Here is a 24,423-nt window from a genome sequence, read left to right as displayed (position 1 = left end):
GGAGGGCTTCCTCACTTCAGCCGGCGCGCGGTGGCGTCGAACAGCGGGTTGGGCATCGCCTTGAGCACGCGCATGGAGGCGGACACCTGCCAGGGGAAGCTCACCTCCGCCTGGCCCGCGAAGATGGCGCGGCCCATGCGCTCCACCGCGTCCTCGGTCTCCATGAGGAAGGGCATGGGGAAGCGGTTCTTCGCCGTCAGTTCGCTCTTCACGAAGCCCGGGTAGACGCAGGTGACGCTGACGCCGGTGCCCTTCAGGTCCACGCGCAGGCTCTCCAGGAAGGTGGCGAGGAAGGCCTTGGACGCCGAGTAGGCCGCGTGGCCCGACAGCCCCCGGTAGCCCGCGAGGCTGGAGATGCCCACGACGTGGCCCCGGCGGCGCTCCACCATCTGGGGCAGCACCGCGCACAGCGTGGCGGCGGCGCCGGTGACGTTGGTGTCGATGATGGCCCGCGCCTTGTCCCAGTCCATGCGCTTGCCGTGCGTGGGGCCGCCCACGCCCGCGTTGGCGACGACCAGGTCCAGGCCGCCGCACTCCGCGTCAATGGCGCGGATGCGCTCCTGCGAGGCCTCCGCGTGGTTGACGTCCATGACGACGGGCTCCACCGTGGCGCCCGCGGCCTGGGCCTCCGCGGCCAGGGCCTGCAACTGGGACAGCCGTCGTCCGGTCGCGAACACACGCAGGCCGTGCCTGGCCAGCCACAGCGCCAGTCCACGTCCCAGCCCGCTCGAGGCGCCTGTCACCAGCGCCGTCCGGTAGGTCATCTCCGCCATGCCGTCCTCCAGGGGGTGTCGCAGCCACCGCCTTGTCGCACGGTTGCGCATCCGAGGGCACGCAAAACCCCTCCTCCTGCCACCGTGGGACGAGGCGCGGCCCCCGGTGCGTGTTCACCGTTGGATGCGGAAGCGAGCGGCCATGTCCCGGTGGAACTGCATCCTCGTGGTGGACGACGATCTGGACCTGCTCCGGGCCTACCAGGAGGCGCTGGCGCTGGACGGGCACACGGCGGTGCTGGCGCGCGACGGGGCGGAGGCCCTGCACCTCTTGAAGCAGGGGCTGCGCCCGGCGCTCATCCTGCTGGACCTGCTGATGCCCCGCATGGACGCCTGGGAGTTCCGGGCGCGACAGCGCGCGGACCCGGCGCTCGCCTCCATCCCGGTCATCGTCCTGTACGCGGTGGAGACGGGCTTGAGCGCCATGAAGGCCCTGGAGGTGGAGGGCTTCCTCAAGAAGCCCGTGGACCTGGAGGTGCTCCTGCGCGCCGTGGCGCCCTACGTGGCGCGCGGCGGGTGGGGCGCCCACCCCCAGTGATGGGCTAGCGGAAGGGCGGCGCCTGCTGACCTGCGAACCACTGCTTCGCGTTCACCAGGTGCAGGCCGTTGTTGCCGGGCCTCAATTCGATGCCGCCCGTCACCGCGCCCAGCGTCGTCAGGAGGGCGCCCGTGATGTTGCCCTGGACGAGGTCCAGGTGGCCCTCCAGGGAGAAGCCATCGCCCTTCGCCTTCAGCTCGCGCACCTGGAGCCCCTGCTCGTCAATCTGCACCTGCCCCGTCACCTCCACCTTCGGGATGTTGAGCAGCGAGGTGAGGAAGGAGGGCAGGCGCTTGGACGCGGTGATGAGCGCGACCAGCGGCTGCGTGTCGGTGAGCTGGCTGGAGAAGCGCGCCGACAGCACCGTGGGCGACAGCGTCAGGCTGGCGCGGGGCAGGCTGAACGTGCCGCTCCAGGCGCGGATGGGCACGGGGCCATTGGAGGAGACGTTGCTCAACCGCAGCGTCGTGCCGGCGAGCCCTAGCTCCTTCATGTCCCACGACAGGTGCCGCGCATCCACGTCCACCTCCGCGCGCAGCAGGACCTTGTTGTTGCCCATGCGTCCGGACACGAGGTCGGTGTCCATGCGCAGCTCCAGGGAGTTGCGCTTCTTCGCTTTCGGGGACCGCTCCTCGGTGCGCACCGTGACGTGTCCGGAGTCGACCGCCAGCGTCTGCTCCAGCCACGGATTGAGCAGCCGCAGGTCCAGCGGGCGGCTCTTCGCCACGCGCAGCTCCGGCTCCAGGTCGAAGCCCGGCTGTCCTTCACGCCTCCGCGCGAGGACGGAGAGGGCGACCTCCGGAACCTCCACCCCGTTGCCCTTGGGGCCGGAGACCTTCACGGGCGCGAAGGCGAGGCTGAGCTGGCCCGCGGGCTGTCCCGGACGCTGCTCGTCCATGGACGCCTTGAGGCTCCAGGGGGCCCGGGCGCGCATGGGGCCCGCGCGCAGGTCCAGCTGCGTGCCGGAGGCTTCCAGGCGGCTGCCCGGCTCCAGCATGTTGCGCTCCATGCGCACGTCCAGCTCCAGCCGTCCGCCGCCGCCGCGCAGGGACACGGGGGCGCTCGCGCCCAGCAGGTCGTTCACCCAGTCCAGCGGCAGCAGGTCCACCTTCGCCTGGGCCTGTCCGCCAATGGCCTTGGAGAGGTCATAGCCGTCCTGCTCGCCCTGGAAGGGCGCATCCAGCCGGGCGCGGGCGGACAGGGCCTCCAGGCGCGCGACCCGCTTGCCATCCACCTCCAGGAAGCCCTCCGCCACGCGCACCGACGGCAGGTCCACCTGGATGCGCTCGCGGGACTGGAGGTTGAGCTCCCCCTTGACGTCCAACGCGCCCGCGAAGCGCACGCGGCTGAAGTCCAGCTCCCGCACCTCGTGGATCGTCACGTCGCGGAGGTGGATGACCCAGGGGCGCGAGTTCGGATCCGACGGGCCCTCCTCGGGGGCAGGGGAGGGCTCCATGCGGAAGGTCGCCCCGCGCCCGTCGATGCCGTACACGTCCACGCGCTTGCGCAGCAGGCCCGTCAGCGACACACCGGCCGTCAGGGCGTCCACCTCCACCTTCCACCAGCGCTGGGTGTCCTGGTTGGTGAGGGTGAAGCCCTTGAGGTGCAGCCGGCCCACGGGCCACAGCCACCAGGCGCGCTGCCAGGACAGCTGCGTGCGGTCCGTGCCCCGGCGCATGATGGCCTGGACGACGCCGACGTTGAGCGCCACGTTGATGAGCACCTCCAGCAGCACGACTGCCACCAGCAGCCACAGCGGGAGGCGCCACCACCGCTTCCCGCGAGGGGCGTTCGAAGCATCCAAAGTCGGGGAGACGGTCATGGAGAGGGCGGGAGCGTAGCGTGGATGCCCGGGGCCGGAGGGATTGGTAGAACGCCAGGGCATGGACGCGAACATCCAGAGTCACTTCGTCAACCTTCGCGGCCAGGACGCCGACTCCCGCCATGCCTCCTACCGGCACCTCATGGCCGTGACGGACGCGCCGGTGGACTGGGCCGTCGACGTCTGGGACGGGCTGCTGGCGCTGCTGAAGGAAGGTGACAACCACCAGCGCGCCATCGCCGCGCAGCTGCTCAGCAACCTGGCGAAGAGTGAGCCCAAGCGACTGTTGAAGGACCTGGACAAGGTCATGGTCGTGACGAAGGACGAGAAGTTCGTCACGGCCCGCCACTCCCTCCAGACGCTCTGGCGGGCCGCGGTCGCGGACGACGCCCTGCGGGCCGCCGTGGTGGACCGTCTGTCCAAGCGCTTCCGGGAGTGCTCCACGGAGAAGAACGGGACGCTCATCCGGTACGACATCCTGGAGGTCTTCCGGAAGACCTACGACGTCGTGAAGGACGAAGCGCTCAAGCAGCTCGCGCTGACGCTCATCGAGTCGGAAGACGACTTGAAGTACCGCAAGAAGTACGCGGGGCTGTGGAAGGACCTCGTGACGAAGACGCGCGCCGCGAAGGTTTGAGCCGCACTCCGCGTGACTCTCCGACGTGAGGCGTTCTAGGGTCCCTCGCCTTGGAGGAAGTGATGCCCTCGATGTCATCCGATGTTCCCGCCGCTTCGAAGAAGTCCGTGCTGCCCGGGGTCGCCCTGGGCTTCTCCATCGCCAGCCTGTGCCTCATCTGTCTGTGGCCGGTGGGGCTGGTGCTGTCCATCGTCGCGATGGTGAAGACGGGCAAGCCGGGGCAGCAAGGCAGGGGGCTCGCCATCGCGGCGCTGATCATCTCCGTGGCCAGCATCTTCTTCAGCGGCATCATGGCCGCCATCGCCATTCCCAACTTCATCAAGTTCCAGGCGCGCTCGAAGCAGGCCGAGTGCAAGGTGAACCTCAAGTACCTCTACACCTCCGCGATGACGCGGCTCGCGGAAGACCAGCCCCTGGGGTCCCTCACGGAGCTGGGCTTCGTGCCGGAGCCTGGCAACCGCTATGCCTACGTGCTGAGCCTCCCGGACTCCTTCGTTCCCGTGAGCGCGCGCTTCACCGCGCTCGACCCGTCCGAAATCCAGGCGGCCCTGGACAACGCCGGCGTGGAGCCGGGCGTGGAGGGCGAATGCCCCGAATGCACCCTGACGGCCGCGTGCGTGGGCAACGTGGACAACGACGACACGCTGGATGTGTGGAGCATCTCCACCGCGGAGCGCACCGACGCGGAGGGCAAGGCCATCGCCCCCGGCGAGGCGTATCTCCACGTGAATGACGTCAAGGAGTAGGGGGCCCCCGGACGCCTGACTCGCGGGCGCGGAGGCCTCGCGGCGAAGCAGCGCGCCGCGAGGTCCCTGCTCTTTCGAGGGGCTCAATCCAGCCGCACGTGTTGCTCCAGGCGTTCGGCCGGGGTCAGCTCGCGGTTGGCGTCAGTGCACTGGCGCGGAGGAGGCGTTCTCCAGCTTCGCCACCACCTGATCGACGGAGAAGCTGGCCGGGTGCTGGCGCGGAGGGAACTCGCGGAAGGTGGAGAGGAACCGCGCCACCACCTGCTGGGCCGGCACCATCATGAAGGCGTGGTCGATGAGCCAGTCGGAGTAGCCGGTGGAGTCCTGCCCGCGCTCCAACGGATCCGCTCGCAGGTCGAAGATGAGCGGGGCGCGGCGGCTGACGAAGGGCTGGCCCCACATCTCGATGCCCGTGGCGTCCTGCTCCTCGAACACCAGCTTGAAGCGCCCGTAGCGCACGGCCATCAGCTCGCCATCGTCACCGAAGTAGAAGAACTCGTTGCGCAGGGACGGACCCTTGGTGGTGAGCAGCGGCGTCTGGTCGTAGCCGTCCAGGTGGACCTTGAAGGTCTTGTCCCCCGCGCTGAAGCCCCGCTTGCACTGCTCCACCAGGTCCTTGGGTCCACCCGCCGCCGCGACCAGGGTGGGCAGCCAGTCCTCGGAGGAGAACAGCTCGTTGAGCTGCGTGCCGGCGGGGATGTGACCGGGCCAGCGCACGAGGCAGGGCGCGCGGAAGGCGCCTTCCCAGTTGGTGTCCTTCTCGCCTCGGAACGGCGTCATGCCGCCGTCCGGCCACATGCACGTCATGGCGCCGTTGTCGGTGGTGTAGATGACGAGGGTGTCGTCAGCGATGCCCAGCTCCTCCAGCTTGCCCAGCAGCTCACCGACATGGCCGTCATGCTCCACCATGCCGTCTGGGTAGAGCCCCAGGCCCGTCTTGCCCTTCGACTCCGGCCGCAGGTGGGTGTGGACGTGCATGCGGGTGGTGTTGAACCAGACGAAGAACGGCGTATCGGACTTCTTCGCGCGCTCGATGAAGTCCAGGGTCGCGCCCAGGAACTCCTCGTCCACCGTCTCCATTCGCTTCTTCGTCAGCGGGCCGGTGTCCTGCACGCTCTGCCCGCCCTGGCCATCCGCCTTGCTGCGGAGGACGCCGCGCGGGCCGAACTGCTTCCGGAATGCGGGGTCCTTGGGGTAGTCCTCGTTCTCCGGCTCCTCCTCCGCGTTGAGGTGATAGAGATTGCCGAAGAACTCATCGAAGCCGTGCATCGTGGGCAGGAATTCGTCGCGGTCACCCAGGTGGTTCTTGCCGAACTGGCCGCAGGTGTATCCCAGGGGCTTGAGCAGGTCCGCGATGGTCGGATCCTCGGGCTGGAGGCCTACCTTCGCGCCGGGCATGCCGACCTTGGTGAGACCGGTGCGGAACGGGCACTGCCCGGTGATGAAGGCCGCGCGCCCCGCGGTGCAGCTCTGCTGGGCGTAGTAGTCGGTGAAGAGCGCCCCTTCCTTCGCCAACCGGTCGATGTTTGGCGTGCGGTAGCCCATGGCGCCCAGGTTGTAGGCGCTCAGGTTCCAGTAGCCGATGTCATCACCAAAGATGACCAGGATGTTCGGTTGCTTCTTCGCCATGGCTTCTCCTCCGCGCGCGCCGTGAACGTCTGGATTCCAGGCCGTTCCAAAGGTGGAGTGCGCCGCTGGCCAAGAGGAGACGCGGGGAGGCGGGAGGCCGCTGCGGTCGCTTCCATCCGGCGGCCCTGGATTGCATTGGTGCCCACCGGCGCTCACCCTCCTGGAGAACGCTCTTCATCCGCCGGAGCCTCACCGACGGGAAGGATGGTGGCGGATGCAGGGCAAGCGGCTCACGGCACCGGTGGAGGCGCTCCGCAACCTGTCGCTGTCGCTGGCGCGCCTGGCCGCGAGCGAGGCCGCGACAGGCGCGGTGCACGGCTCGGCGGAGGGGCTGCGCAAGGAGATGCCGGAGCTGGATGGCCAGCTGCGGGCGCTCCTCCAGGACGTGCTCACGGTGCTGGGACGGCTGGCGCACGAGGCCGCCGAGCGCGAGCATGTGGCGCCGGCGGATGCGGCCCACCTGCTGGCGGGCGCGGCGATGGAGGGGGCGCTGAAGGCCCTGGAGCGGGAGTGGAATGACGGGGGCCTGCCCCTGCACGCCTTCATGGTGCGCATCAACCACCTCTTCGACGAGGCGCTGGAGTTCGCCCACTCCCGCACCGATGAGATCCGCAAGCCAGGGGAGCGCGCCCAGGCGATGTCCCGGGGCGTGGTGAAGGCGGCCATGGAGCAGCTCCATGAGGCCGTGCCGCTCCTGCTGGAGGACGCGCGCGCGCTGGCGCCGCTGGGCGAGGAGGTGGCTTCGCGGGTGGGGCAGGGGCTGGTGCGAGGGATGGCGGCGGGCCTGCGCGAGGAACTGGCGTCGAGTCCGGCGGTCTCCAGGGATGCGCTGGTGGCTTCGCTGGAGGAGTTCGCGCAGCGCGCTGCCTCCGCGACCGTGCGCGGCGCGGGCTCGGCGCTCAAGGAGGAGGGGCTGCGCTGGCGGGAGGCCCCGGCGGAGGGAAGGCCCCTGCGGCGCGTGGGCCGGGACTTCACCGCGGGCGTGCTGGAGGCCCTGGGGTCGCGCCTTCGCCGCCCCCTGCTGGCCATGGCGGGCGCGGGCAGCGCGCTCGTGGCCGTGACCGTGCTCGCCGCGCGCTGGGGCGCCGGACACCCGCGCTGAGTTCGTCTGGAGCAGGCGGCGGGCCCCGTCAGCCGACAGTGCCCTGCGACCCGGGGCCCCATGTGCGGAGCCCCCACTTCCCCACCAGCTTCATCCCGGGCGCAGCGCAGGCGGGGAGAGCACATGGTGGGGGCTCGCACGCGTCGGAACTGGAGTCTGCTCGGGCTCATGGGGGGCCTGTGCTGCGCCGCTTCTTGCTTCGCACAGACGACGGACGCTCCCGCCACCGGGGCGGGGACGGCTTCCGAGCAGGACCTGGCCAAGGCCACCGATGAACCTGGCCCGGACGGGCGCAGCAGGCCCTCCCCGCGCACCTCTCCACTCGCGTTGTGAAGTCTCCATTCCAGTCGCACCCTCCAGGGGGATGGCTGGGATTGCGCGGAGGGGAGGCGACCGTGGCTCGGTTCACGCGGACTGGTGGAGCGTCAAGGCAGGCCTGCCTGCCCTGGTTCCTCGCCTTGTGCGTCGCGGTCCCGGTCCAGGCGCTCGCGGCGGATCCGCTGCCTTCCTGGAATGACGGCCCGGTGAAGCAGTCCATCATCGACTTCGTCACCCGCTCCACCACGGAGGGCAGCCCTGGCTTCATCCCCCCGGAAGAGCGGATCGCCACCTTCGACAACGACGGCACGCTCTGGCAGGAGCAGCCCGTCGTGCAGGGTGTCTTCCTGAAGGAGCAGGTGAAGGCGTTGGTGAAGGAGGACGCCTCGCTCGCGCTCAAGCAGCCCTTCAAGGCCGTGCTGGAGGGGGATTTGGCGCTGCTGTCGACGATGGACGAGCCTGAGCTGATGGCGCTGTTCGCGGCCACCCACAAGGGCAAGACGCAGGAGGCCTTCGCCGCCGAGGCGCGCGCCTTCTTCCAGTCCGCCCGGCACCCGAAGTTCGGCGCGCCGTACACGCAGCTTGCCTATGCGCCCATGCTGGAGCTGCTCCAGTACCTGCGCGCCCATGGCTTCCAGACGTGGATCAGCTCCGGCGGCGGCACCGACTTCATGCGCGTCATCTCCGAGGACACCTACGGCATCCCGCCCCAGCAGGTCATCGGCAGCGACCTGAGGGTGCGCTTCGACGACGGGGGCGGCCACGCGGTGCTGCGGCGCGAGGCGAAGGTGGACCACGTCAACGACAAGGCGGGCAAGCCGGTGGGCATCGGGCAGCACATCGGCCTCCGGCCGGTGTTCGCGGCGGGAAACGTCCGCTCGGGCGGGGACATCCAGATGCTCCAGTACACGAAGGAGCAGCCGCGTCCGGGCTTCACCCTGCTCATCAACCACGACGACGCGGAGCGCGAGTTCGCCTACCAGGAGAAGGACGACGCCTCGCTGAAGGCCGCGCGCGCGGGCGGCTGGACGGTGGTCAGCATGCGCCAGGACTGGAAGCGCATCTTCCCGGAGGGGCGCTGATGCACGTCCTGCACGCCATCATCGGCTTCCTGGTGTCGAGCTTCATCGTCGCGCTGGGGTTGACCCAGGGGCTGGCGTGGCACCTGGAGGACCTGGGCCGGGGCGTGCGTCAGCCGGCGTTCAAGCGCGGGCTGCTGGTGTCGCTGGTGGGGGTGCCGGTGCTGTCCGTGCTCATGGCCAAGGTGCTGCCCCTTCAGCCCGTCGCGGCGAGCGTCATCGCGTTGATGGCGTTCTGCCCGGGGCTGCCCATGTCTCTCAACGTCATCTCCCACCAGAAGGGGAACCTGCCGTTGGCCCTGGCGCTGTCCATCACCCTGTCGCTCATCGCCATCGTGATGATGCCGCTGTCGCTGGCCTTGCTGGAGAGGCTGTTCCAGCTGGCCATCCAGCCGCCGTCGTACGACGTGCTCCTGTCCAGGGTCATCCTCCCGTTCCTCGTGCCCTTCACGCTGGGGATTGGACTCCAGAGACTGTCGCCCGTCTGGGCGCGGCGGCTGCTCAAGCCCGCGAAGCTCTACTTCAACGTCGCGCTGGCCGTCGCCGTGCTGTTGGTGATCGCCGCCAGCATCCCGCTGTTGAGGCAGCACCTCTCCCCGTGGGTCTACGTCGCGATGCTCGTGGTGACGCTGGGGGCGGCGGCGATGGGCCACGTGGCGGGGAGGCCCCGGCCCCAGGACCGCACGGCGCTGGCCATCTCCGCGGTGTTCGGCAATCCGGCCTTCGCCTTCTGCCTGGGCGGCAGCACCTACCCGATGAAGGACCTGCTGGGCGTCATGGGGCTGTACCTGGTGCTGCGCACGTTGGCGCTGCTGCCGTATCAAATCTGGAACAAGCGCCACCAGGCCTCCGAGCATGGCGGCGGACCGTCGCTGCCTTCGGGCCGGCGGGTCCACGCTTGAGCGGGCCTGTCGGGGCCGCGACGCGCGCAAGGCACCCCGGTGGGCGATGCCCCGGGACGCGAGCGTCTCCATCCTGCCTCCGCCAGGGGACCGGGCGCGCGCGATGAGCTGGGCGCCGGTGGACGCGGCGCGGGAGGGGGACGGGCCATGACGGTGTCTTCGGCCACGCTTGGCCACGCCCTGCGGCGTGCGCTTCCTGGCGCCGAGCAGGCGCGGACGTATCAGCGACGGTGGCTGCGCGCGGACGTGCTGGCCGCGCTCACCGTGGGGGCCATGCTCATCCCGCAGGGGTTGGCGTACGCGCAGATCGTCGGTGTGCGCCCCGTGGCCGGACTGTACGCGGGCATCTTCGCGATGCTGGCCTACGCGTTGTTCGGCCCGTCGCGCCACCTGCTGCTGGGGCCGGAGGCGGGCGCCGCCATCCTCACCGCGACCGCGCTGGCCCCCGTGGTCGCGGGGGGAGGCCCGGAGCGGCTGGCGTCGCTCGCGGCCCTGCTGGCGCTGATGGTGGGTGGCATCAGCCTTCTTGGCGGGCTGTGCCGGGCGGGGGCGCTCGCGGACTTCCTGTCGCGGCCCATCCTCATCGGCTACGTCAACGGCGCGGCGCTCATCATCATCGGCAGTCAGCTGGCGCGGATGCTGGGACTGGAGCGCAAGTCGAACGCGTTCACGGGGCAGCTCCGGGAGGTGGCGTCCAACGTGGGTCGCACGCACGTGCCCACGCTGCTGTTGGGCCTGGGCATCATCGTGGCGCTGGTGGCGATGCGGCGCTTCCTGCCCCGCTGGCCCGCGCCGCTGGTGATGGTGGTGCTCACCACGCTGGCGGCCTCGGTGCTCGAACTGGAGCAAGGGGGCATCAAGGTGGTGGGCAGCATCTCCGCGGAGGCGCCTGCCCTTGGGTTGCCGTCGGTGGGCTTCGCGGACTTCCGCGCGCTGCTGCCGGCGGCGCTCAGCCTCGCGCTGGTGAACTACGCGAGCTCCGTGCTCACGGGCCGCATCTACGCGGACCGGTTCGGCTACCGCCTGAACGCCAACCAGGAGTTCTTCGGGCAGGCGGCGGCGAACCTGGTGACGGGCCTCACGCAGGGGTTCCCGGTGACGGGCAGCGATTCGCGCACGGCGGTGAACGCGTCCATGAAGGGGCACACGCAGCTGGTGGGCGTGGGCGCGGCGGTGGTGGTGCTGGTGTTCACCCTCTTCTTCACGCCGCTGCTGGCGAAGCTGCCGCTGGTGACGCTGGGGGCCATCGTCATCGTCGCGGCGGTGTACCTGCTGGAGGTGCAGCCCATCACCCGGCTGTGGCGGGTGCGGCCGGTGGAGGCGGTGCTCGCGGTGGTGACGATGCTGGGCGTGCTGCTGCTGGGCATCCTGCAGGGCATCCTCATCGCGGTGGCGCTGGCGCTGGTGGACCTCATCCGCCGCGCGGCCCACCCCCACGACGCCGTCCTGGGCGAGCGCGAGGGCGTGCCCGGCTGGCATGACGTGGAGGGCCACGCGGACGCGGAGACGGTGCCCGGGCTGGTCGTCTACCGCTTCGACGCGCCCCTCTTCTTCGCCAACGCCCGGTTCCTGCGCGAACAGGTGCGCAAGCTGGTGGCGGAGTCCCGCGCCCCGGTGAAGTGGTTTGTCCTGGATGCGTCCTCCGTGTTCGACCTGGACGTCACCGCGGCGGAGGGGCTGGAGAAGCTGCGGCACGAACTGGAGGAAGAAGGCATCGTGTTCGTGGTGGCGCAGGCCCGCGCGCCGATGCGCTCGATGCTGCGGCGCTCGGGGCTGCGGTCCCTGTTCGGCAAGGAGCACCTCTTTCCCACCGTGGGCGCGGCCGTGCGGGCCTTCCTGGCGGAGGAGGGGCCCCGGGAGCCTGTCGCGGAGGCGGACCTCCGGCCTCCTCCGGTGCACTGACGCCATGCCATGCACAAGCCAGCGGAGCAGGGGAGGGGTTTTTTGGCGGCCGGGATGCTCCTGTCGGCGCCGGCGCAGGCCGGGCTGTCCGTGTCCGCGCGGAGCCACCAGGTCCGTTACTTCGAGGCCACCGCGCTGATTGGCGCCAGCTTCGCGCGCATCGACACGCGGGAGACGGCCGGCGAGGTCGGCGTGGACGACGACAGCGACGCGGAGGCGAAATGAGACGGGACCCACCCTTGGACGTGCCGGTGGACGAGGAGGCCGCGTCGGCCTTCCTGCTCGACCTCGCGCGGGCCCTGCACCTGGCCTACCAGCCGTCGCTCCTGGTGGAGGCGCGCGTGAAGCGGGCCGCGAGGGCCTGGGGGCTCCAGGTGGAGGTCTTCACGCTCCAGAGCCTGGCGATGACGGAGGTGCTGTCCTCACGGCGTCCGCGTGTGGCCTTCGCGCGGTTGCCCTTCAACCCGCACTGGAACCTGGGCCGGGCCGCGGCGCTGCTGCGGCTGGCGGACGGCATCGCGGAAGGGGGCGTGCGGCTGCCCGAGGCCCGCGCGGAGCTGGACCGCCTCCTGGCGTCCCATCTGCCATATCCCGAGTGGCTCGTGTTCCTGGCGTACGGTGTCTACGGCGCGGCGGTCACCGCCCGGGTGGGTGGGGCGTGGCTGGAGATGGGCGTGGCGTTCGTGGTGGGTGTCCTCGCGGGCGTCATCCACTTCGGCACGCTGCGCTCGCAGCGCCTGGATTTGCAGAAGAGCTTCGTGGCGGCGTTCCTGGGCACGCTGGTGGCGTTTGGGTTCACGCTCGTCCTGCCGTCGTTCGACGCCTTGCGAGCCTTGTTCGGGGGCGCGACGTTGCTCGTGCCCGCGATGGTGGTGACGCTGGGCTCGCTGGAGCTGGCCATGGAGTCGGTGGAGGCAGGGCTGCCCAGGCTCACCTATGGCCTGCTGCGCTTCATGATGATGGGGGTGGGCATCGCGGCGGCGGGGACGCTCTGGAGCTTCGCCTGGCCATTGCCGACCCACTTCGTGGTGCAGGCGTTGCCTCCGCTCGTCACGCTGGCGCTGGTGGGGGTGGGCGGCGTGGCGCTCTCGGTGTGCATGTCCGGACGGCCGCGCGACGTGGGGTGGATCGTCGGCGGGGTGCTGCTCGCGTACGCGACGCAGGCCCTGGCGAAGGCGGTGCTCGGGGACCGGGGCAGCCCGCTGGTGTCCGCGTTCGTGCTGGGCGTGGCGGGGCTGCTCTACGGGCGCGGGAAGGACCGGATGCCGATGACGATCATCATGCCGGGGCTGTTGCAACTGGCGCCGGGGTTCGTGGGCACGCAGGCCATCGTCGCGCTGCTGGGCGCGGGAAGCGCGGGCGCGAACGCCCGTCTGTTCGACGTGCTGCTGGTGGCGCTCCAGCTCGTGCTGGGTCTGGTGTTCGCCTCGGTGGTGGTGCCGCCGCGCTTCCCGGTGAACCGGGAGGCCCCGGTTCCCCCGCGCGCTGGCAGCGCATAGGCGCTACGGCGAGGGCGGACGCACGATGCAGCGGAAGCCGATGTGGCTGGCCCCGCTGTCCACGGCCTGGGGCGAGCGCGCGGCGGGGCGGTAGCGGCGGCAGTAGTTGGGCGCGCACAGGTGGCTGCCGCCCTTGAGGACGCGGCGGGGGATGGGGATGGCGGGCGTGAAGGGATCCTGGCTGCCCTTGGGCGTGGCGGGGCCGCGCGGGTTGACGGGGATGCAGCAGGCCTTGCCCTTGTTGCCCTGATGGCGCTCCTGGAACCAGTCGGAGGTCCATTCCCAGACATTGCCGGCCATCTGGTGGAGGCAATAGCCATTGGGAGGGAAGGCGCCGACGGGGCAGGTGCCTTCGTGGCCGTCCTCGCGCAGGTTCTGCCAGGGGAAGTAGCCCTGCCAGGTGTTGGCACGGTGCTCGCCGCCGGGCGTGAAGTCATTGCCCCAGCAGAACTCGTTGCGGTCCAGGCCGCCGCGCGCGGCGCGCTCCCACTCCGCTTCGGTGGGGAGGGCCTTGCCGGCCCAGGTGGCGTAGGCCTCCGCGTCCTCGTAGGCGACGTGCACGACGGGGTGGTCGCGGCGGTGTTTCACGGAGGAGCGGCGGCCCTCCGGGTGCTTCCAGCAAGCCTCGGGGACGTAGCTCCACCAGTTCGCCACGTTGCCCAGGTCCACGGGCCCCTGCGTCTTGTGGAACACGAGCGAGCCGGGGACGAGCGTCTCCGGGGACGCGCCAGGGTAGTCCGCCGGGTCGAGCGGGCGCTGCGCGACGGTGACGTAGCCGGTGGCCTCCACGAAGCGGGCGAACTGCTCGTTGGTCACGGTGTACTTGTCCATCCAGAAGCCGGAGACGGTCACCTGATGGGCGGGGGCCTCCTCCGGATAGTGGTGGTCGGAGCCCATCCAGTACGTGCCGCCGGGAATCCAGACCATGTCCGGGGAGGGGGCGCGGCCGGGACGCTGTGAGGTGTCGGTGGTGGGCCCGGCGTCCTGAGCCACGGCGGAACCGCTGAGGTCGTCGTCCCTGTGCATGGCATGGCCCCCGAGGACGCACGGTCCTCCGAGGACAAGATCCGACGTGTGGCAGGAAATGACACTCGCTCCGAAGGCCGGCGGGTCTGTCGTGCGTCCAACCCGGGATGGGCCCCTGCCCTGATTCAGCGCGCAGGTCGCGAGTCCCTTCAGTGTCGCCCTCACCGCGCGCTGTTTGCAGGTAGGAGGAAACCCGCGTAGGGAAACCTAGCCCTTCGGCTCGGGATGCTGGGGGGCCTCTCCGAGGGCCTTGATGAACCGCGTGGTGTACACCGCTGATGGCGCCGTGCGACAGGCACTGCTGCGCAGGATCGTAAGCGCATGGGTGCTTCCATTCGCTGTGGCGGTGAGCGGATGCACCCATGGCTCACGGCCCGAGCGCCGCACCTATGTCATCTCGGAGGGAGAACAAGGCATTGGTGGTTCTGGACATCGCGATTGCGATGCTGAACATGTCGCATGCTTCACCCGATGCTGGAACTCCATCCCTCCGTTGACGAGTATCAAGGTGGGATCTGGCAAGCACCACGAGTACTGCACCGAGGAGTGCCGGAAGGCGTACATGGAATGCATCGGTGACCTTGAGCCGCTCCCTCAAAAGGGCGATGCGCGTCGGTTTTCAAGGATGGATGAGGCACTTGATTGGTTGAGGGCTCATCGTGCCGAAGCGGCGATTGGAACGGTCGTGGTCATCGCCGGCATGGCGTTCATCGTCGCGGCGGGTGGGGCGGGCGTGCTGATGCTCGCTCCTCTCTGAGGGGTAGAAAGGTCATTCCATGACGAACTCCAAGGATTTTGAGATGGATGCGGTGCTTCGAATCCTGGACGCGGCCAGCAAGAGCTATCCGCCCGGTTCGAAGGAGGAGGCTGCCGTCCAGCTCGCGGCTGTTTCGTTGCTCTACATCCGCCGCATCAAGAAGCTGGAGGAGTTCCTGGCGTATCACCAGGAGTTTTCCGAACCCGCGTCCGTTGTCTCCGTCGCTCAGGACTTCACGACACAAGAGGAGGCGGATGGGTGGCTGAGCAGTGGGAAGGCGGTTGACGGGAGCCTTGTCAGGATCGCGGGTCAGGGCTTCCAGGTCATCCAGTTGCCCAACGGCTTGAAGTTCCTGCGCACGCCACTGCCGGAAGAATTGGGGCCTCCCGGTGCGAAGTAGCTCCACCCTGGCGTGACGGGTGGTCGGGCGTTGTACCCATCGCGCACCTTGAGCTGGGAGGGCCCACGGGCGGTGACGGCTCCATCCCGTCACCGCCCGCGAAGGACCGGCCGCTACGTGTGCGATTGCTGGAAGCGGTGGATGAACTGCTCCACCTCGTTGGCCAGCGACATCACCTGGTCACCGATGCTCGGCTGGCTCTCCTGCTTGCGCGCCTCCTTCATCTTCTCCTTCACGCGATCCTTCATTGGCCCGATGCTCAGGCTGCCCGGGGCCTGGCTGGGCAGGAATTCGATGAGACTCTCCGCGAACTGCTTCACCAGCATCTGCGCGGGCACGAACGTGAACATGCGCTCGCCGTACCACTGTGTGTACATGCCCGAATGCGGCCCGTACTCGAACGGGTCCGAGCGCAGGTTGATGAGGTAGGGCCACGCCGGGCTGAAGCGCTTGCCGCTGAACCACATGTCCGGGCCTTCGCCGTCCTGGTAGCTGAAGATGATCTTCCAGTCGTTGTAGCGCACCGCCGCCAGGTTGCCGCTGTCGAGCACGTAGATGAACTCGTGCCGGTTGCCCGGCGCCGTGCCGGCCAGCAGCGCGTTCTGGTCATACCCGTCCAGGTGGACCTTGAAGGTCTTGTCCCCCACCTTGTGGCCCTGCTTGCACTTCTCCACGAGGTCCATGGGGCCGCCCGCCGCCGCCACCATCGTGGGCATCCAGTCCTCGTGCGCGAAGATGTCGTTGATGACGCGCCCCGGCTCCACCACGCCCGGCCAGCGCACCACGCACGGCACGCGCACGCCGCCCTCCCACGTCGAGCCCTTCTCGCCGCGGAAGGGGCTGTTGCCGCCGTCCGGCCAACCCATCTTCTGCACCCCGTTGTCGCTGGAGAACACCACCATCGTGTTGTCCGCGATGCCCAGCTCGTCCAGCTTCGCCAGCAGCGCCCCGACGATGTCGTCCAGCTCCCGCATCGCGTCCGCGTAGAGCCCATGGCCCGTCGCGTTCTGGTACTTCTCCTGGAGGTAGGTCCAGACGTGGCAGCGCGTGGTGTTGTGCCAGAGGAAGAACGGCTTGTCCTCCTCCACCGCGCGCTCCATGAAGTCCAGCGTCCCCTTGAGGAACTCACCGTCCACCGTCTCCATGCGCTTCTTCGTCAGCGCGCCGGTGTCCTCGATGCGCTGCTTGCCCACGAGCCCCCAGCGAGGGTCCTCGGTCACGTCGTTGCGGTCGGTGGCGTACGAGTGCAGCACGCCGCGAGGCCCGAAGCGCTCCTTGAAGGCCGGGTCCTTCGGGTAGTCGGGGCACTCCGGCTCGTTCTCCGCGTTCAGGTGGTAGAGATTGCCGAAGAATTCGTCGAACCCGTGCATCGTCGGCAGGTAGGGGTTGGAGTCGCCCAGGTGGTTCTTGCCGAAGTGGCCACAGGTGTAGCCCAGCGGCTTGAGCATCTCCGCGATGGTCGGGTCGGAGTCCTGGAGGCCGTACTTCGCCCCCGGCATGCCGATGGTGGTGAGCCCCGTGCGCAGCGGGTTCATGCCCGTGATGAACGCCGCCCGGCCCGCGGTGCAGCTCTGCTGGCCGTAGCAGTCCGTCATCAACGCGCCTTCCTTCGCGATGCGGTCGATGTTGGGTGTCTTGTAGCCCATCATCCCCTGGTTGTAGGCGCTGATGTTCCAGAAGCCGATGTCGTCACCCCAGATGACCAGGATGTTGGGTTTGCGCTTCCCGTGCTTGCCGTGCCCGTTGCCGTTGCCCGTGGACTTCTTGCCTGCGGTCGCCATGCGTGGACCTCCCCCTCGCGGTTTCACTGCCGTGCAAGGTGGGGGCTGCCTCCGGAGCGCGCCCCGTCCCCGGGTGGCGGACGGGCATCCCTGGCGGTGAGACGCACGGCCCCCGTCCAGGGTGGACTGCACGCCCAGCAGCCACAGGTCCCTCCGTTCAATGTCGCTGGTGGGCAGGTCGGGCACGCTGTAGCGCGCCACCCCCTCGCGGACGCCCACGTGCGTGGTGACCAGCGCGCTCTGCTGGAGGATGGGGAGCTGGAAGGTGTGGCCGTTGAGCTGCCGCTCGCGCGGAGGGCTGCCTTCGTCCGACGGCGCCGCCCCGGCGGTCATCACGGGGCAAGGAGCAGGGCCAGGAGCAGGGTTCGCATGTCTGGCAACCTGCGAAGACACGAGCGGCGCGGGTATCACCCGCGCCGCCCTTGCGCCCGTCCGGGGGGGACGTCTTCAGCCCATCAGCGCGAAGAGGTAGCAGATGAGCGTGAGCAGCAGGTTCGACACCGCGAACGTCACCGGGTAGCCGATGGCCGGGATGATGCTCCCGGTGGCCTCCTGCGCGGCGCGCATGCCGGCGCTGTTGCAGCGCGCGCCCGCGACGGCGCCCATGAGCACCGCCGTGTTCATCTTCATCACGTACTGGCCCACCATCCACGCGATGACGGGCGGCACCAGCGCGGCGACGAGGCCGACGATGAGGATGGGCGCCAGGGTGCCCCCCGCGACGGCGCTCGCCACGCCCGCGCCCGCGTTGATGCCCAGGATGGCGATGAAGACGTTGAGGCCCAGGTCCTCCAGCAGCTCGCGCGCCGCCTCCGGGAAGGGCCCGCCCAGGGCCGGATTGTGGGTGCGCAGGATGCTCAGCGCGATGCTCACGATGAGCAGGCCCACCGCGGAGCCCAGGCTGAACTTCACCCCGCCCACGGGCACGGTGATCGCGCCCAGGAGCGCGCCCAGCGCCACGCCCAGCGCCAGGGTGATGATGTCCGTCACCAGGCTGGGGCGCACCACCTTGCCCACGCGCTTCTGGAGCGCGTCCAGGCGCCGGCGGCTGCCGGTGACGCGCAGCACGTCGCCCCGGCGGATGACCACGTCGCGGTCGATGGGCAGCTCGTCGCCGGCGCGGAACAGCGCATTGAGGTAGAGGCCGTGGCCCTCGTGCAGGGCGATCTCCCCCAGGGAGTGGCCCACGAGGTCCGACTTGTGCGCGACGATCTCCATCGTCTCGAAGCGGATGTCGCGCAGCCGCGAGTCATCCACCTCCGGGCCGATGCGCTGGGGCCCGGTCATCAAGAGCCCCACCGGCCCGGCGACGGCGACCTCGTCGCCCCGGTGCAACACCAGGCCGTCCTCGGGCAGGTAGACGCGGCCCGCGTGCAGCACCCGTTCAATGCCGACGCGTGGGGCCTGCGGGCTCAGCTGCGATAGCGAGCGGCCCTCCACCTCCGGGTTCTCCACGCGGAACACGCGCACGTCCACCGGCATGCTGCCCCGGAGGAAGGATTCAGCGGTGCCGGGCAGGGGGGACTGATGTTCGCCCGCGAGCACCTTCTCCATCGCCTTCGCGTCCACCGCCGCGTCCCGGCCGAACATGTTGGGCAGCACCTTCGTCATCACGGTGAAGAGCACCATGCTGATGGAGTAGAGCAGGGCGTAGGACGTCGTCAGGTTCGCGCGGGCCGCCTCCAGCGTCGCGCCAGCCGGGAGCTTCACCCCGCCGCCAGCCAGCGCCGACTGCGCCGCGCCGAAGCCCGGCGTGGCGGTGTTCGCCCCGGACAGGATGCCGGCCAGCAGGCCCGGCTGGAGGTCGAAGACGAACTTCGACAGGTACACCAGCACCGCGGACAGCAGCGGCACCAGCAATGACAGCACCAGCAGGTGCCGCCCCTCGCGCTGGAGGCCGCCAATGAACTGCGGCCCCACCTTCATGCCGATGGCGAAGATGAAGAGGTTGAAGAACACCGTGCTGGTGAACTCCGGGATGGCGTAGGTGACGTGGAACGCCTGGAAGGCCCAGAGGCTCACCGCCAGACCCAGCAGCAGCGTGGCCGCGGTGGAGCCCAGCCCCACGCCCTTCACCTGCACCTTGCCCAGCGCGTAGCCGCCCGCGACGATGAGGAAGAGCAGGATGAAGGGCTGCTGGCCCAGGGTGTTGAGCAACTTCCCGAAGACGCCATGGGGGTGGGGCTGGCCCGCGCCGGGCGGGGGCGCGCCCTGGGCGAAGGCGACGACCGCCAGCCCCAGGGCCGCCGCGCCCACGAGCAGGGCGGTGTGGCGTGTGATGACTCGCATGGGAGTGCTCCCTCGCCTTGACGCTCAGTGGTGGTAGCCGGAGGACTCTTGCTGCGACATCGGCGTGCCCACCGGGTGGCGGCGGAAGTGTTCGATGCAGCCGATGAGGTCATGCACCAGCAGCGTGGCCAGGTCCCGGCTGACGCCGTGGCGCACCAGCACGCGCTGCACCACCAGGTCCTGGAGGTCCGCGGGCATGGGATAGGCGGGCACCTGCCAGCCGCGCTCGCGCATCCGGTCCGCCAGGTCATAGAGCGTGAAGCCGGGGTCCACGCCGGCCTTCAGCGTCCAGCACACGCCGGGCACGCCGCCCCGGCCGTCGTAGAGGATGTCGAAGAGGCCAATCTGTTCGATGGCCAGCGCCATGAAGTTCGCGGTGTCCGAGCACGTCTGGTGGACGCGCCGGTAGCCCTCCTTCCCGAGCCGGAGGAAGTTGTAGTACTGGATGACGATCTGCCCGCCCGGCCGCGAGAAGTTCAGCGCGAACGTCGGCATGTCCCCGCCCAGGTAGTCCACGCGGAACACCAGCTCCTCCGGCAGGTCGCTCTTGTCGCGCCACACCGCCCAGCCGCAGCCCAGCGGCGTCAGCCCGAACTTGTGGCCGGACGCGTTGATGGACTTCACCCGTTCGATGCGGAAGTCCCACACCACCTCCGGGTGGATGAAGGGTGCGAGGAAGCCGCCGCTCGCCGCGTCGACGTGGATGGGGACGTCCAGCCCCGTGCGGCGCTGGAGGTCGTCCAGCGCGTCCGCGATCTCCTTCACGGGCTCGTAGACGAGGTTGAAGGTGATGCCCAGCGTGGGCACCACGCCGATGGTGTTCTCGTCGCAGCGCTTGAGCACCTCTTCGGGCGTCAGCGTCGTGCGGCCGGGGGCGAGCGGCACCTGGCGCAGCTCCACGTCGAAGTAGCGGGCGAACTTGTGCCAGCAGATCTGCACCGGGCCGCAGATGAGGTTGGGCTTGTCCGTGGGCTTGCCTTCCGCCTCGCGGCGCTTGCGCCAGCGCCACTTGAGCGCCAGGCCTCCCAGCATCGCCGCCTCGCTGGAGCCGGTGGTGGAGGTGCCAATGGTGTTGTTCGCCTCGGGCGCGTGCCAGAGGTCGGCGAGCATGTTCACGCAGCGCGTTTCAATCTCCGCGGTCTGCGGGTACTCGTCCTTGTCGATCATGTTCTTGTCCAGGCACTCGTCCATCAGCCGGTGCACCTGGGGTTCGACCCAGGTCTGGCAGAAGGTGGCCAGGTTCTGTCGTGAGTTGCCGTCCAGCAGCAGCTCGTCGTGCACCACCGCGTAGGCGTGCTCCGGGCTGTGCGCGCCCTCGGGGATGCGGAACTTGGGCATCGGGACGGAGAGGTCGGGGGATGCGTAGACGTCGTCGTTGATGCGGTCGCGGACTTCGTCCTTTCCATGCAGGGACATGCGCGCTCCTTGGCGGCGGGCGGGGCTGCTCCGCTTGGTGAAATGGTGCGTGTCCGTGGGTTCCGCGTCGTCCCTCGGTGTGGAGCGGCCGTGGGCGCATGCCCCCGTTCCAGCAGAAGGCCGTGCGTTGCCCGACAGGGGGCTGCGTCCCCAGGGTGAACTCGGCGCCGGCAGCCGCCGGACGCATGAAGGGGAGGACGTTCCATGTCGAAGTCCCTGGGCAACAGGCAGCGGTGGGCCGCCACGGCGCTCGTGTGTGTGATGGGGTTGCTGGGCGCGCCAGGGGTGGGGCTTGGCCAGCAGCCCACCCCCGCGCAGGCACCGAAGACGCAGCCCGCGCGCAAGACGCCGCCGGCCGCCGCCGACGCGGAGGTTTCCGCCGCGGAGGCGAAGGACGCACTGCAGCGGGCGCACTCCCGCTTCAAGGGCGTGAAGGAGGGCAAGAACGCGGACTACATCCCCTCGCTGGCGAAGGTGGACCCCAGCCTCTTCGGCATCGTGCTGGTGACGGTGGATGGGCGCGTGTACTCGGTGGGGGACTCGGAGTCCCCGTTCGCCATCGAGTCCGTCTCCAAGCCCTTCACCCTGGCGCGCGTCCTCCAGGACGTGGGCGCCGCGAAGGTGGAGAAGAAGATTGGCACCAACGCCACCGGCGAGCCCTTCAACTCCATCACCGCCATTGAGCAGAACAAGGAGGCGAACCGGCCGCCCGCGGGCAACCCGCTGGTGAACGCGGGCGCCATCACCGCGGTGAGCATGGTGCCGGCGAAGAGCGCGGACGAGCGCTGGACGCGCATCCATGACACGCTCAACGACTTCGCCGGGCGCGAGCTCCCCGTGAACGAAGAGGTCTACCGCTCCGAGTCCGCCACCAACACGCGCAACCGGGCCATCTCCTGGCTGCTCAAGTCCTACGACGCGCTGCCTGGAGACCCCATGGAGGCGCTGGACGTCTACACGCGGCAGTGCTCCGTGAACGTCACCGCGAAGGACCTGGCCATCATGGGCGCGACGCTGGCCAACGGCGGGATGAACCCCGTCACCGGCAAGCGCGTGGTGGACTCCGACAACGCCCAGAAGGTGCTGTCGCAGATGCTCACCACCGGCCTCTACGAGAACTCCGGGGACTGGTCCTTCACCGCCGGCCTGCCGGCCAAGAGCGGCGTGGGCGGTGGGATTGTCGCGGTGGTGCCGGGCCGCTTCGCGGTGGCGACGTTCTCCCCGCCCCTGGACAAGGCAGGCAACAGCGTGCGCGGCCAGAAGGCGGTGGAGTCCATCATCACGGAGCTGGGCGGGGACATCTTCTCCTCGGGCGGCGCGAAGCAGGCGGCCCGCTCCGGCGGCGGAGTGTCCGGCTCGCGATAGGCGCAAGGCACCCGGGGGGGCGGTGCCGTGCGCCCCCTCGCTCCCCACCATGGCTCGGGCTCCCGCGTCCGGGAGCCCGGGGCGGTGGGGAGCGTGGGCATGCGCAAGCGGTGGGGATGGGCGGGGCTGCTGGGCGTGCTCGTGGCGTCGGGCGTGGAGGCCGCGGACGCGAAGGACGACAAGCCTCCGAAGGTGGAGACGCCGAAGGGGGACAAGGGCTTCGCCATCGCGTCCGACGACGGCAACTACCGGCTGGGCGCGGGCTTGCAGAGTGGCTACAAGCTGGAGCCCGTCTGGCAGGACGGCGAGTCGAAGTCGCGCACGGCGTTCCCGTTCCTGCGCCCGCGCATCTACGGCAACGTGTACCGGCCGTGGATAAGCTTCTGGACGTCGCTGGAGCTGGCGTCGCCGCTGGCGCCCTACGTGCTGGACTCCTACGTGGACCTGCAACCGTGGAAGGTCGCGGGCGTTCGCGTGGGCCAGCACTACACGCCGCTCAGCCGGCATGAGTCGCTGGGGCCGCAGCAGATCCTCTTCCCCGAGTTCGCGCCGGTGGCGAACTACTTCTGGACGGGCCGCGACAAGGGCGTGACGTTCATGGGGACCACCGACACGCTGGAGTACTACGCGGGCATCTACGGAGGCTCACCGCTGCGCTCCATCACGTCGGACCCGGGGCGGTGGGTGTCCAACGCGCGGCTCACCGTGAGCCCCATGGGGCCCATGGGCTACGGCGAGCTGCCGTACATCATGTCGGATGAGAAGGGCGCGCCGCTGCGCGTGTCCTTCACGGTGCAGGGGGCGGGCGGCAAGGTGGAGCGCCGTGACGAGAACTTCAACGTGGAGACGGGCGGCTTCGACATCACCGACGAGGGCGTGCGCAAGTTCGCCACCGGCGGCGTGGACTTCATGCTCCAGGCCCAGCGCTTCACCTTCTTCATGGAGGCGTACCTGGAGCGCACGAACCCCGAGGAGACGGGTTCGAGCTACACCAGCGTGGGGGCGTGGGCCCAGGCCGACTACGTCTTCTACAAGAAGGTGCTGGACGCGGGCGTGCGTCTGTCCTGGCTGGACGCGAGCCGCGAGCTGACCGACGACACGCTCTACATCGCGGAGGCGCAGCTCGCGTGGTTCGTGGACGCACCCATCCTCGCCATCAAGCTGCGCTACCAGCACGCGCACCAGGCCTCGCCGGATCCCGCGTTGCTGGGCGCGGTGAACCTGGCGAAGGAGGCGGGCACGTCCAACCTCCTCACGCTCCAGCTCAATCTGGCGTTCTGACGGACGGCACCGGGCAGTCGTTGGCCGCGAGTCCCGTCAGCCTGAAGCTGCAATCACGGCCAGTCGGGCCTGTTCGAGCCCGGGAAGACTTCAGCGCACGCTGGCCCAGAAGGGCTGGAGCGCCTGACGGCTGGCGGCCAGCGCGTGGCGCGCGTCCGCGTTGGTGTGGCCGGTGGCGAAGCTGTCGTCGCGGCCCGCCAGCACCTCGATGCACGCGTGCACGGAGTTCGACAGCCCCTCCAGCGAGTAGCCCCCCTCCAGGCACAGCACCAGCTTCCCGCCGCAGACCTCCTCCGCCAGCTTGCGCATGGAGGTGCACATCGCCGCGAAGCCGCGCTCGGTGACGTCCATGCCGCCAATGGGGTCGTCGCGGTGCGGATCAAAGCCCGCGGAGACGAGGATGAGGTCGGGCCGGTACGCCTGCGCGACGGGCAGCAGCAGCTCCTCGAAGATCATCCCGTAGTCGGCGTCGCTGTTGCCGCCGGGCAGGCCGCAGTTGACGGTGAAGCCCTGGCCCTCGCCCCGGCCCACCTCCGGAGCGGCGCCGCTGCCCGGGTAGTAGGGGAACTGGTGCACGGACTGGTAGAGCACGTCGCGCCGGCCCCAGAACGCCGCCTGGGTGCCGTTGCCGTGGTGCACGTCCCAGTCCAGCACCAGCACGCGCTCCGCGCCCAGCCGCCGTCCAGCCTCCGCGGCGACGGCGGCGTTGTTGAACAGGCAGAAGCCCATGGCCCGGTCCGGCTCCGCGTGGTGGCCCGGGGGCCGCACCAGCGCGAACGCGTTCCTCGCCTTGCCCGCGAGCACCGCCTCCACGGCCTGCACCGCCGCGCCCGCCGCCAGCCGCGCCGCGTCCACGCTGTCCGGGGACACGAAGGTGTCACCGTCGATCTCCGCGCTGTGCCCGTTCAACTTCGCGAGCGAAGCCAGCAGCTCCGGCGAGTGCACCGCCGCCAGCTCCGCGTCGGTGGCGGAGCGGGGCTGCGCCATCACCGTGCCCGCGATGGGCGCGCGGGCCAGCAGCTGGAGGATGCGCCGCAGCCGGGCGGGGGACTCCGGGTGGCCCTCGCCGGGGTCGTGCTGGAGGAACAGCGGGTCGGTGAGCAGCAGCGTCGCGGTCATCGTACGGACGACCTTACGCATCCCGGGGCCAGGAACCCAGCG

Annotated in this window: 21 protein-coding genes; 13 read left to right on the top strand and 8 right to left on the bottom strand. The window is 69.8% G+C overall.

Annotation, left to right across the window (positions count from 1 at the left end):
* Positions 1–11: 11 nt before the first annotated feature.
* Positions 12–773, bottom strand: coding sequence for an SDR family NAD(P)-dependent oxidoreductase (locus OV207_RS26520; protein ID WP_193349116.1), 762 nt, complete (start codon positions 771–773; stop codon positions 12–14).
* Positions 774–915: 142 nt separating this feature from the next.
* Between OV207_RS26520 and OV207_RS26515 the strand changes: the two genes are divergently transcribed.
* Positions 916–1,311, top strand: a complete 396-nt coding sequence (locus OV207_RS26515; protein ID WP_267557891.1) for a response regulator — start codon at positions 916–918, stop codon at positions 1,309–1,311.
* A gap of 4 nt (positions 1,312–1,315) precedes the next feature.
* Here OV207_RS26515 and OV207_RS26510 read toward each other — a convergent pair whose 3' ends face one another.
* Positions 1,316–3,196, bottom strand: a complete 1,881-nt coding sequence (locus tag OV207_RS26510; RefSeq protein WP_267557889.1) for a hypothetical protein — start codon at positions 3,194–3,196, stop codon at positions 1,316–1,318.
* On the opposite strand from OV207_RS26510, the gene OV207_RS26505 reads away from it, so the two are divergent.
* On the top strand, positions 3,195–3,770 hold the full coding sequence (locus OV207_RS26505; RefSeq protein ID WP_267557888.1) for a hypothetical protein: 576 nt from the start codon (positions 3,195–3,197) through the stop codon (positions 3,768–3,770). The genes OV207_RS26510 and OV207_RS26505 overlap by 2 nt on opposite strands.
* A gap of 62 nt (positions 3,771–3,832) precedes the next feature.
* The gene (locus OV207_RS26500; RefSeq protein WP_267557887.1) at positions 3,833–4,516 is read left to right on the top strand and encodes a pilin; all 684 of its coding nucleotides are present in this window, start codon (positions 3,833–3,835) and stop codon (positions 4,514–4,516) included.
* A 141-nt stretch (positions 4,517–4,657) separates the two neighbouring features.
* Here OV207_RS26500 and OV207_RS26495 read toward each other — a convergent pair whose 3' ends face one another.
* The gene (locus OV207_RS26495) at positions 4,658–6,145 is read right to left on the bottom strand and encodes an arylsulfatase (protein WP_267557886.1); all 1,488 of its coding nucleotides are present in this window, start codon (positions 6,143–6,145) and stop codon (positions 4,658–4,660) included.
* Positions 6,146–6,359: 214 nt separating this feature from the next.
* Here OV207_RS26495 and OV207_RS26490 point away from each other — a divergent pair, with 214 nt between their 5' ends.
* The 6 genes from OV207_RS26490 to OV207_RS26465 all read left to right on the top strand — a co-directional run bounded on the left by OV207_RS26490 (position 6,360) and on the right by OV207_RS26465 (position 12,947).
* Entirely contained in the window at positions 6,360–7,247 is an 888-nt protein-coding gene (locus OV207_RS26490; RefSeq protein WP_267557885.1) for a hypothetical protein, read from the top strand.
* A 458-nt stretch (positions 7,248–7,705) separates the two neighbouring features.
* The gene (locus OV207_RS26485; protein ID WP_267557883.1) at positions 7,706–8,647 is read left to right on the top strand and encodes an HAD family hydrolase; all 942 of its coding nucleotides are present in this window, start codon (positions 7,706–7,708) and stop codon (positions 8,645–8,647) included.
* Positions 8,647–9,546, top strand: coding sequence for a symporter (locus tag OV207_RS26480; RefSeq protein WP_267557882.1), 900 nt, complete (start codon positions 8,647–8,649; stop codon positions 9,544–9,546). The genes OV207_RS26485 and OV207_RS26480 overlap by 1 nt, the downstream gene beginning before the upstream one ends.
* A 147-nt stretch (positions 9,547–9,693) precedes the next feature.
* Positions 9,694–11,448 (top strand): SulP family inorganic anion transporter, encoded by a 1,755-nt coding sequence (locus OV207_RS26475; protein WP_267557881.1) that lies wholly within the window; start codon positions 9,694–9,696, stop codon positions 11,446–11,448.
* Between the two features lie 54 nt (positions 11,449–11,502).
* Positions 11,503–11,673: a hypothetical protein gene (locus tag OV207_RS26470; protein ID WP_267557880.1), complete on the top strand. Its 171-nt coding sequence runs from the start codon at positions 11,503–11,505 to the stop codon at positions 11,671–11,673.
* Complete coding sequence (locus OV207_RS26465) at positions 11,670–12,947, top strand: threonine/serine ThrE exporter family protein (RefSeq protein ID WP_267557879.1); 1,278 nt, start codon at positions 11,670–11,672, stop codon at positions 12,945–12,947. Before OV207_RS26470 ends, OV207_RS26465 begins: the two co-directional genes overlap by 4 nt.
* Before the next feature lie 3 nt (positions 12,948–12,950).
* Here the strand turns inward: OV207_RS26465 and OV207_RS26460 are convergent, their stop codons facing one another.
* Positions 12,951–13,940: a formylglycine-generating enzyme family protein gene (locus OV207_RS26460; protein WP_267557878.1), complete on the bottom strand. Its 990-nt coding sequence runs from the start codon at positions 13,938–13,940 to the stop codon at positions 12,951–12,953.
* A 286-nt stretch (positions 13,941–14,226) separates the two neighbouring features.
* Here OV207_RS26460 and OV207_RS26455 point away from each other — a divergent pair, with 286 nt between their 5' ends.
* Both OV207_RS26455 and OV207_RS26450 read left to right on the top strand, forming a co-directional pair.
* On the top strand, positions 14,227–14,730 hold the full coding sequence (locus OV207_RS26455) for a hypothetical protein (protein WP_267557877.1): 504 nt from the start codon (positions 14,227–14,229) through the stop codon (positions 14,728–14,730).
* A gap of 19 nt (positions 14,731–14,749) precedes the next feature.
* Positions 14,750–15,130: a hypothetical protein gene (locus tag OV207_RS26450; protein ID WP_267557876.1), complete on the top strand. Its 381-nt coding sequence runs from the start codon at positions 14,750–14,752 to the stop codon at positions 15,128–15,130.
* Positions 15,131–15,243: 113 nt separating this feature from the next.
* Here the strand turns inward: OV207_RS26450 and OV207_RS26445 are convergent, their stop codons facing one another.
* The 3 genes from OV207_RS26445 to OV207_RS26435 all read right to left on the bottom strand — a co-directional run bounded on the left by OV207_RS26445 (position 15,244) and on the right by OV207_RS26435 (position 20,616).
* Entirely contained in the window at positions 15,244–16,911 is a 1,668-nt protein-coding gene (locus OV207_RS26445; protein ID WP_267558149.1) for an arylsulfatase, read from the bottom strand.
* Between the two features lie 447 nt (positions 16,912–17,358).
* A complete protein-coding gene (locus OV207_RS26440) occupies positions 17,359–19,200 on the bottom strand; it encodes an aspartate:alanine exchanger family transporter (protein ID WP_267557875.1) in 1,842 nt (613 codons plus the stop codon).
* A gap of 24 nt (positions 19,201–19,224) precedes the next feature.
* Positions 19,225–20,616: a glutamate decarboxylase gene (locus OV207_RS26435; RefSeq protein WP_267557874.1), complete on the bottom strand. Its 1,392-nt coding sequence runs from the start codon at positions 20,614–20,616 to the stop codon at positions 19,225–19,227.
* Between the two features lie 204 nt (positions 20,617–20,820).
* Between OV207_RS26435 and glsA the strand changes: the two genes are divergently transcribed.
* Complete coding sequence (gene glsA, locus OV207_RS26430) at positions 20,821–21,981, top strand: glutaminase A (RefSeq protein WP_267557873.1); 1,161 nt, start codon at positions 20,821–20,823, stop codon at positions 21,979–21,981.
* Between the two features lie 99 nt (positions 21,982–22,080).
* Entirely contained in the window at positions 22,081–23,262 is a 1,182-nt protein-coding gene (locus OV207_RS26425; RefSeq protein ID WP_267557872.1) for a porin, read from the top strand.
* A 90-nt stretch (positions 23,263–23,352) separates the two neighbouring features.
* Here OV207_RS26425 and OV207_RS26420 read toward each other — a convergent pair whose 3' ends face one another.
* A complete protein-coding gene (locus OV207_RS26420; RefSeq protein WP_267557871.1) occupies positions 23,353–24,381 on the bottom strand; it encodes a histone deacetylase in 1,029 nt (342 codons plus the stop codon).
* Positions 24,382–24,423 lie beyond the last annotated feature (42 nt).

Source organism: Corallococcus sp. BB11-1 (assembly GCF_026626625.1).
GTDB lineage: Bacteria > Myxococcota > Myxococcia > Myxococcales > Myxococcaceae > Corallococcus > Corallococcus soli.
The sequence above is the reverse complement of the archived record's forward strand: the minus strand, read 5'-3'. Positions and strand labels throughout refer to the sequence as shown.

Coding starts and splice junctions, on each gene's coding strand:
- OV207_RS26515 (WP_267557891.1), top strand. CDS start 916: ATGTCCCGGTGGAACTGCATCCTCGTGGTGGACGACGATCTGGACCTG.
- OV207_RS26450 (WP_267557876.1), top strand. CDS start 14,750: ATGACGAACTCCAAGGATTTTGAGATGGATGCGGTGCTTCGAATCCTG.
- OV207_RS26505 (WP_267557888.1), top strand. CDS start 3,195: ATGGACGCGAACATCCAGAGTCACTTCGTCAACCTTCGCGGCCAGGAC.
- OV207_RS26500 (WP_267557887.1), top strand. CDS start 3,833: ATGCCCTCGATGTCATCCGATGTTCCCGCCGCTTCGAAGAAGTCCGTG.
- OV207_RS26470 (WP_267557880.1), top strand. CDS start 11,503: ATGCTCCTGTCGGCGCCGGCGCAGGCCGGGCTGTCCGTGTCCGCGCGG.
- OV207_RS26510 (WP_267557889.1), bottom strand. CDS start 3,196: ATGCCCTGGCGTTCTACCAATCCCTCCGGCCCCGGGCATCCACGCTAC.
- OV207_RS26425 (WP_267557872.1), top strand. CDS start 22,081: ATGCGCAAGCGGTGGGGATGGGCGGGGCTGCTGGGCGTGCTCGTGGCG.
- OV207_RS26445 (WP_267558149.1), bottom strand. CDS start 16,911: ATGGCGACCGCAGGCAAGAAGTCCACGGGCAACGGCAACGGGCACGGC.
- glsA (WP_267557873.1), top strand. CDS start 20,821: ATGTCGAAGTCCCTGGGCAACAGGCAGCGGTGGGCCGCCACGGCGCTC.
- OV207_RS26435 (WP_267557874.1), bottom strand. CDS start 20,616: ATGTCCCTGCATGGAAAGGACGAAGTCCGCGACCGCATCAACGACGAC.
- OV207_RS26455 (WP_267557877.1), top strand. CDS start 14,227: ATGAACCGCGTGGTGTACACCGCTGATGGCGCCGTGCGACAGGCACTG.
- OV207_RS26480 (WP_267557882.1), top strand. CDS start 8,647: ATGCACGTCCTGCACGCCATCATCGGCTTCCTGGTGTCGAGCTTCATC.
- OV207_RS26520 (WP_193349116.1), bottom strand. CDS start 773: ATGGCGGAGATGACCTACCGGACGGCGCTGGTGACAGGCGCCTCGAGC.
- OV207_RS26465 (WP_267557879.1), top strand. CDS start 11,670: ATGAGACGGGACCCACCCTTGGACGTGCCGGTGGACGAGGAGGCCGCG.
- OV207_RS26420 (WP_267557871.1), bottom strand. CDS start 24,381: ATGACCGCGACGCTGCTGCTCACCGACCCGCTGTTCCTCCAGCACGAC.
- OV207_RS26490 (WP_267557885.1), top strand. CDS start 6,360: ATGCAGGGCAAGCGGCTCACGGCACCGGTGGAGGCGCTCCGCAACCTG.
- OV207_RS26495 (WP_267557886.1), bottom strand. CDS start 6,145: ATGGCGAAGAAGCAACCGAACATCCTGGTCATCTTTGGTGATGACATC.
- OV207_RS26475 (WP_267557881.1), top strand. CDS start 9,694: ATGACGGTGTCTTCGGCCACGCTTGGCCACGCCCTGCGGCGTGCGCTT.
- OV207_RS26440 (WP_267557875.1), bottom strand. CDS start 19,200: ATGCGAGTCATCACACGCCACACCGCCCTGCTCGTGGGCGCGGCGGCC.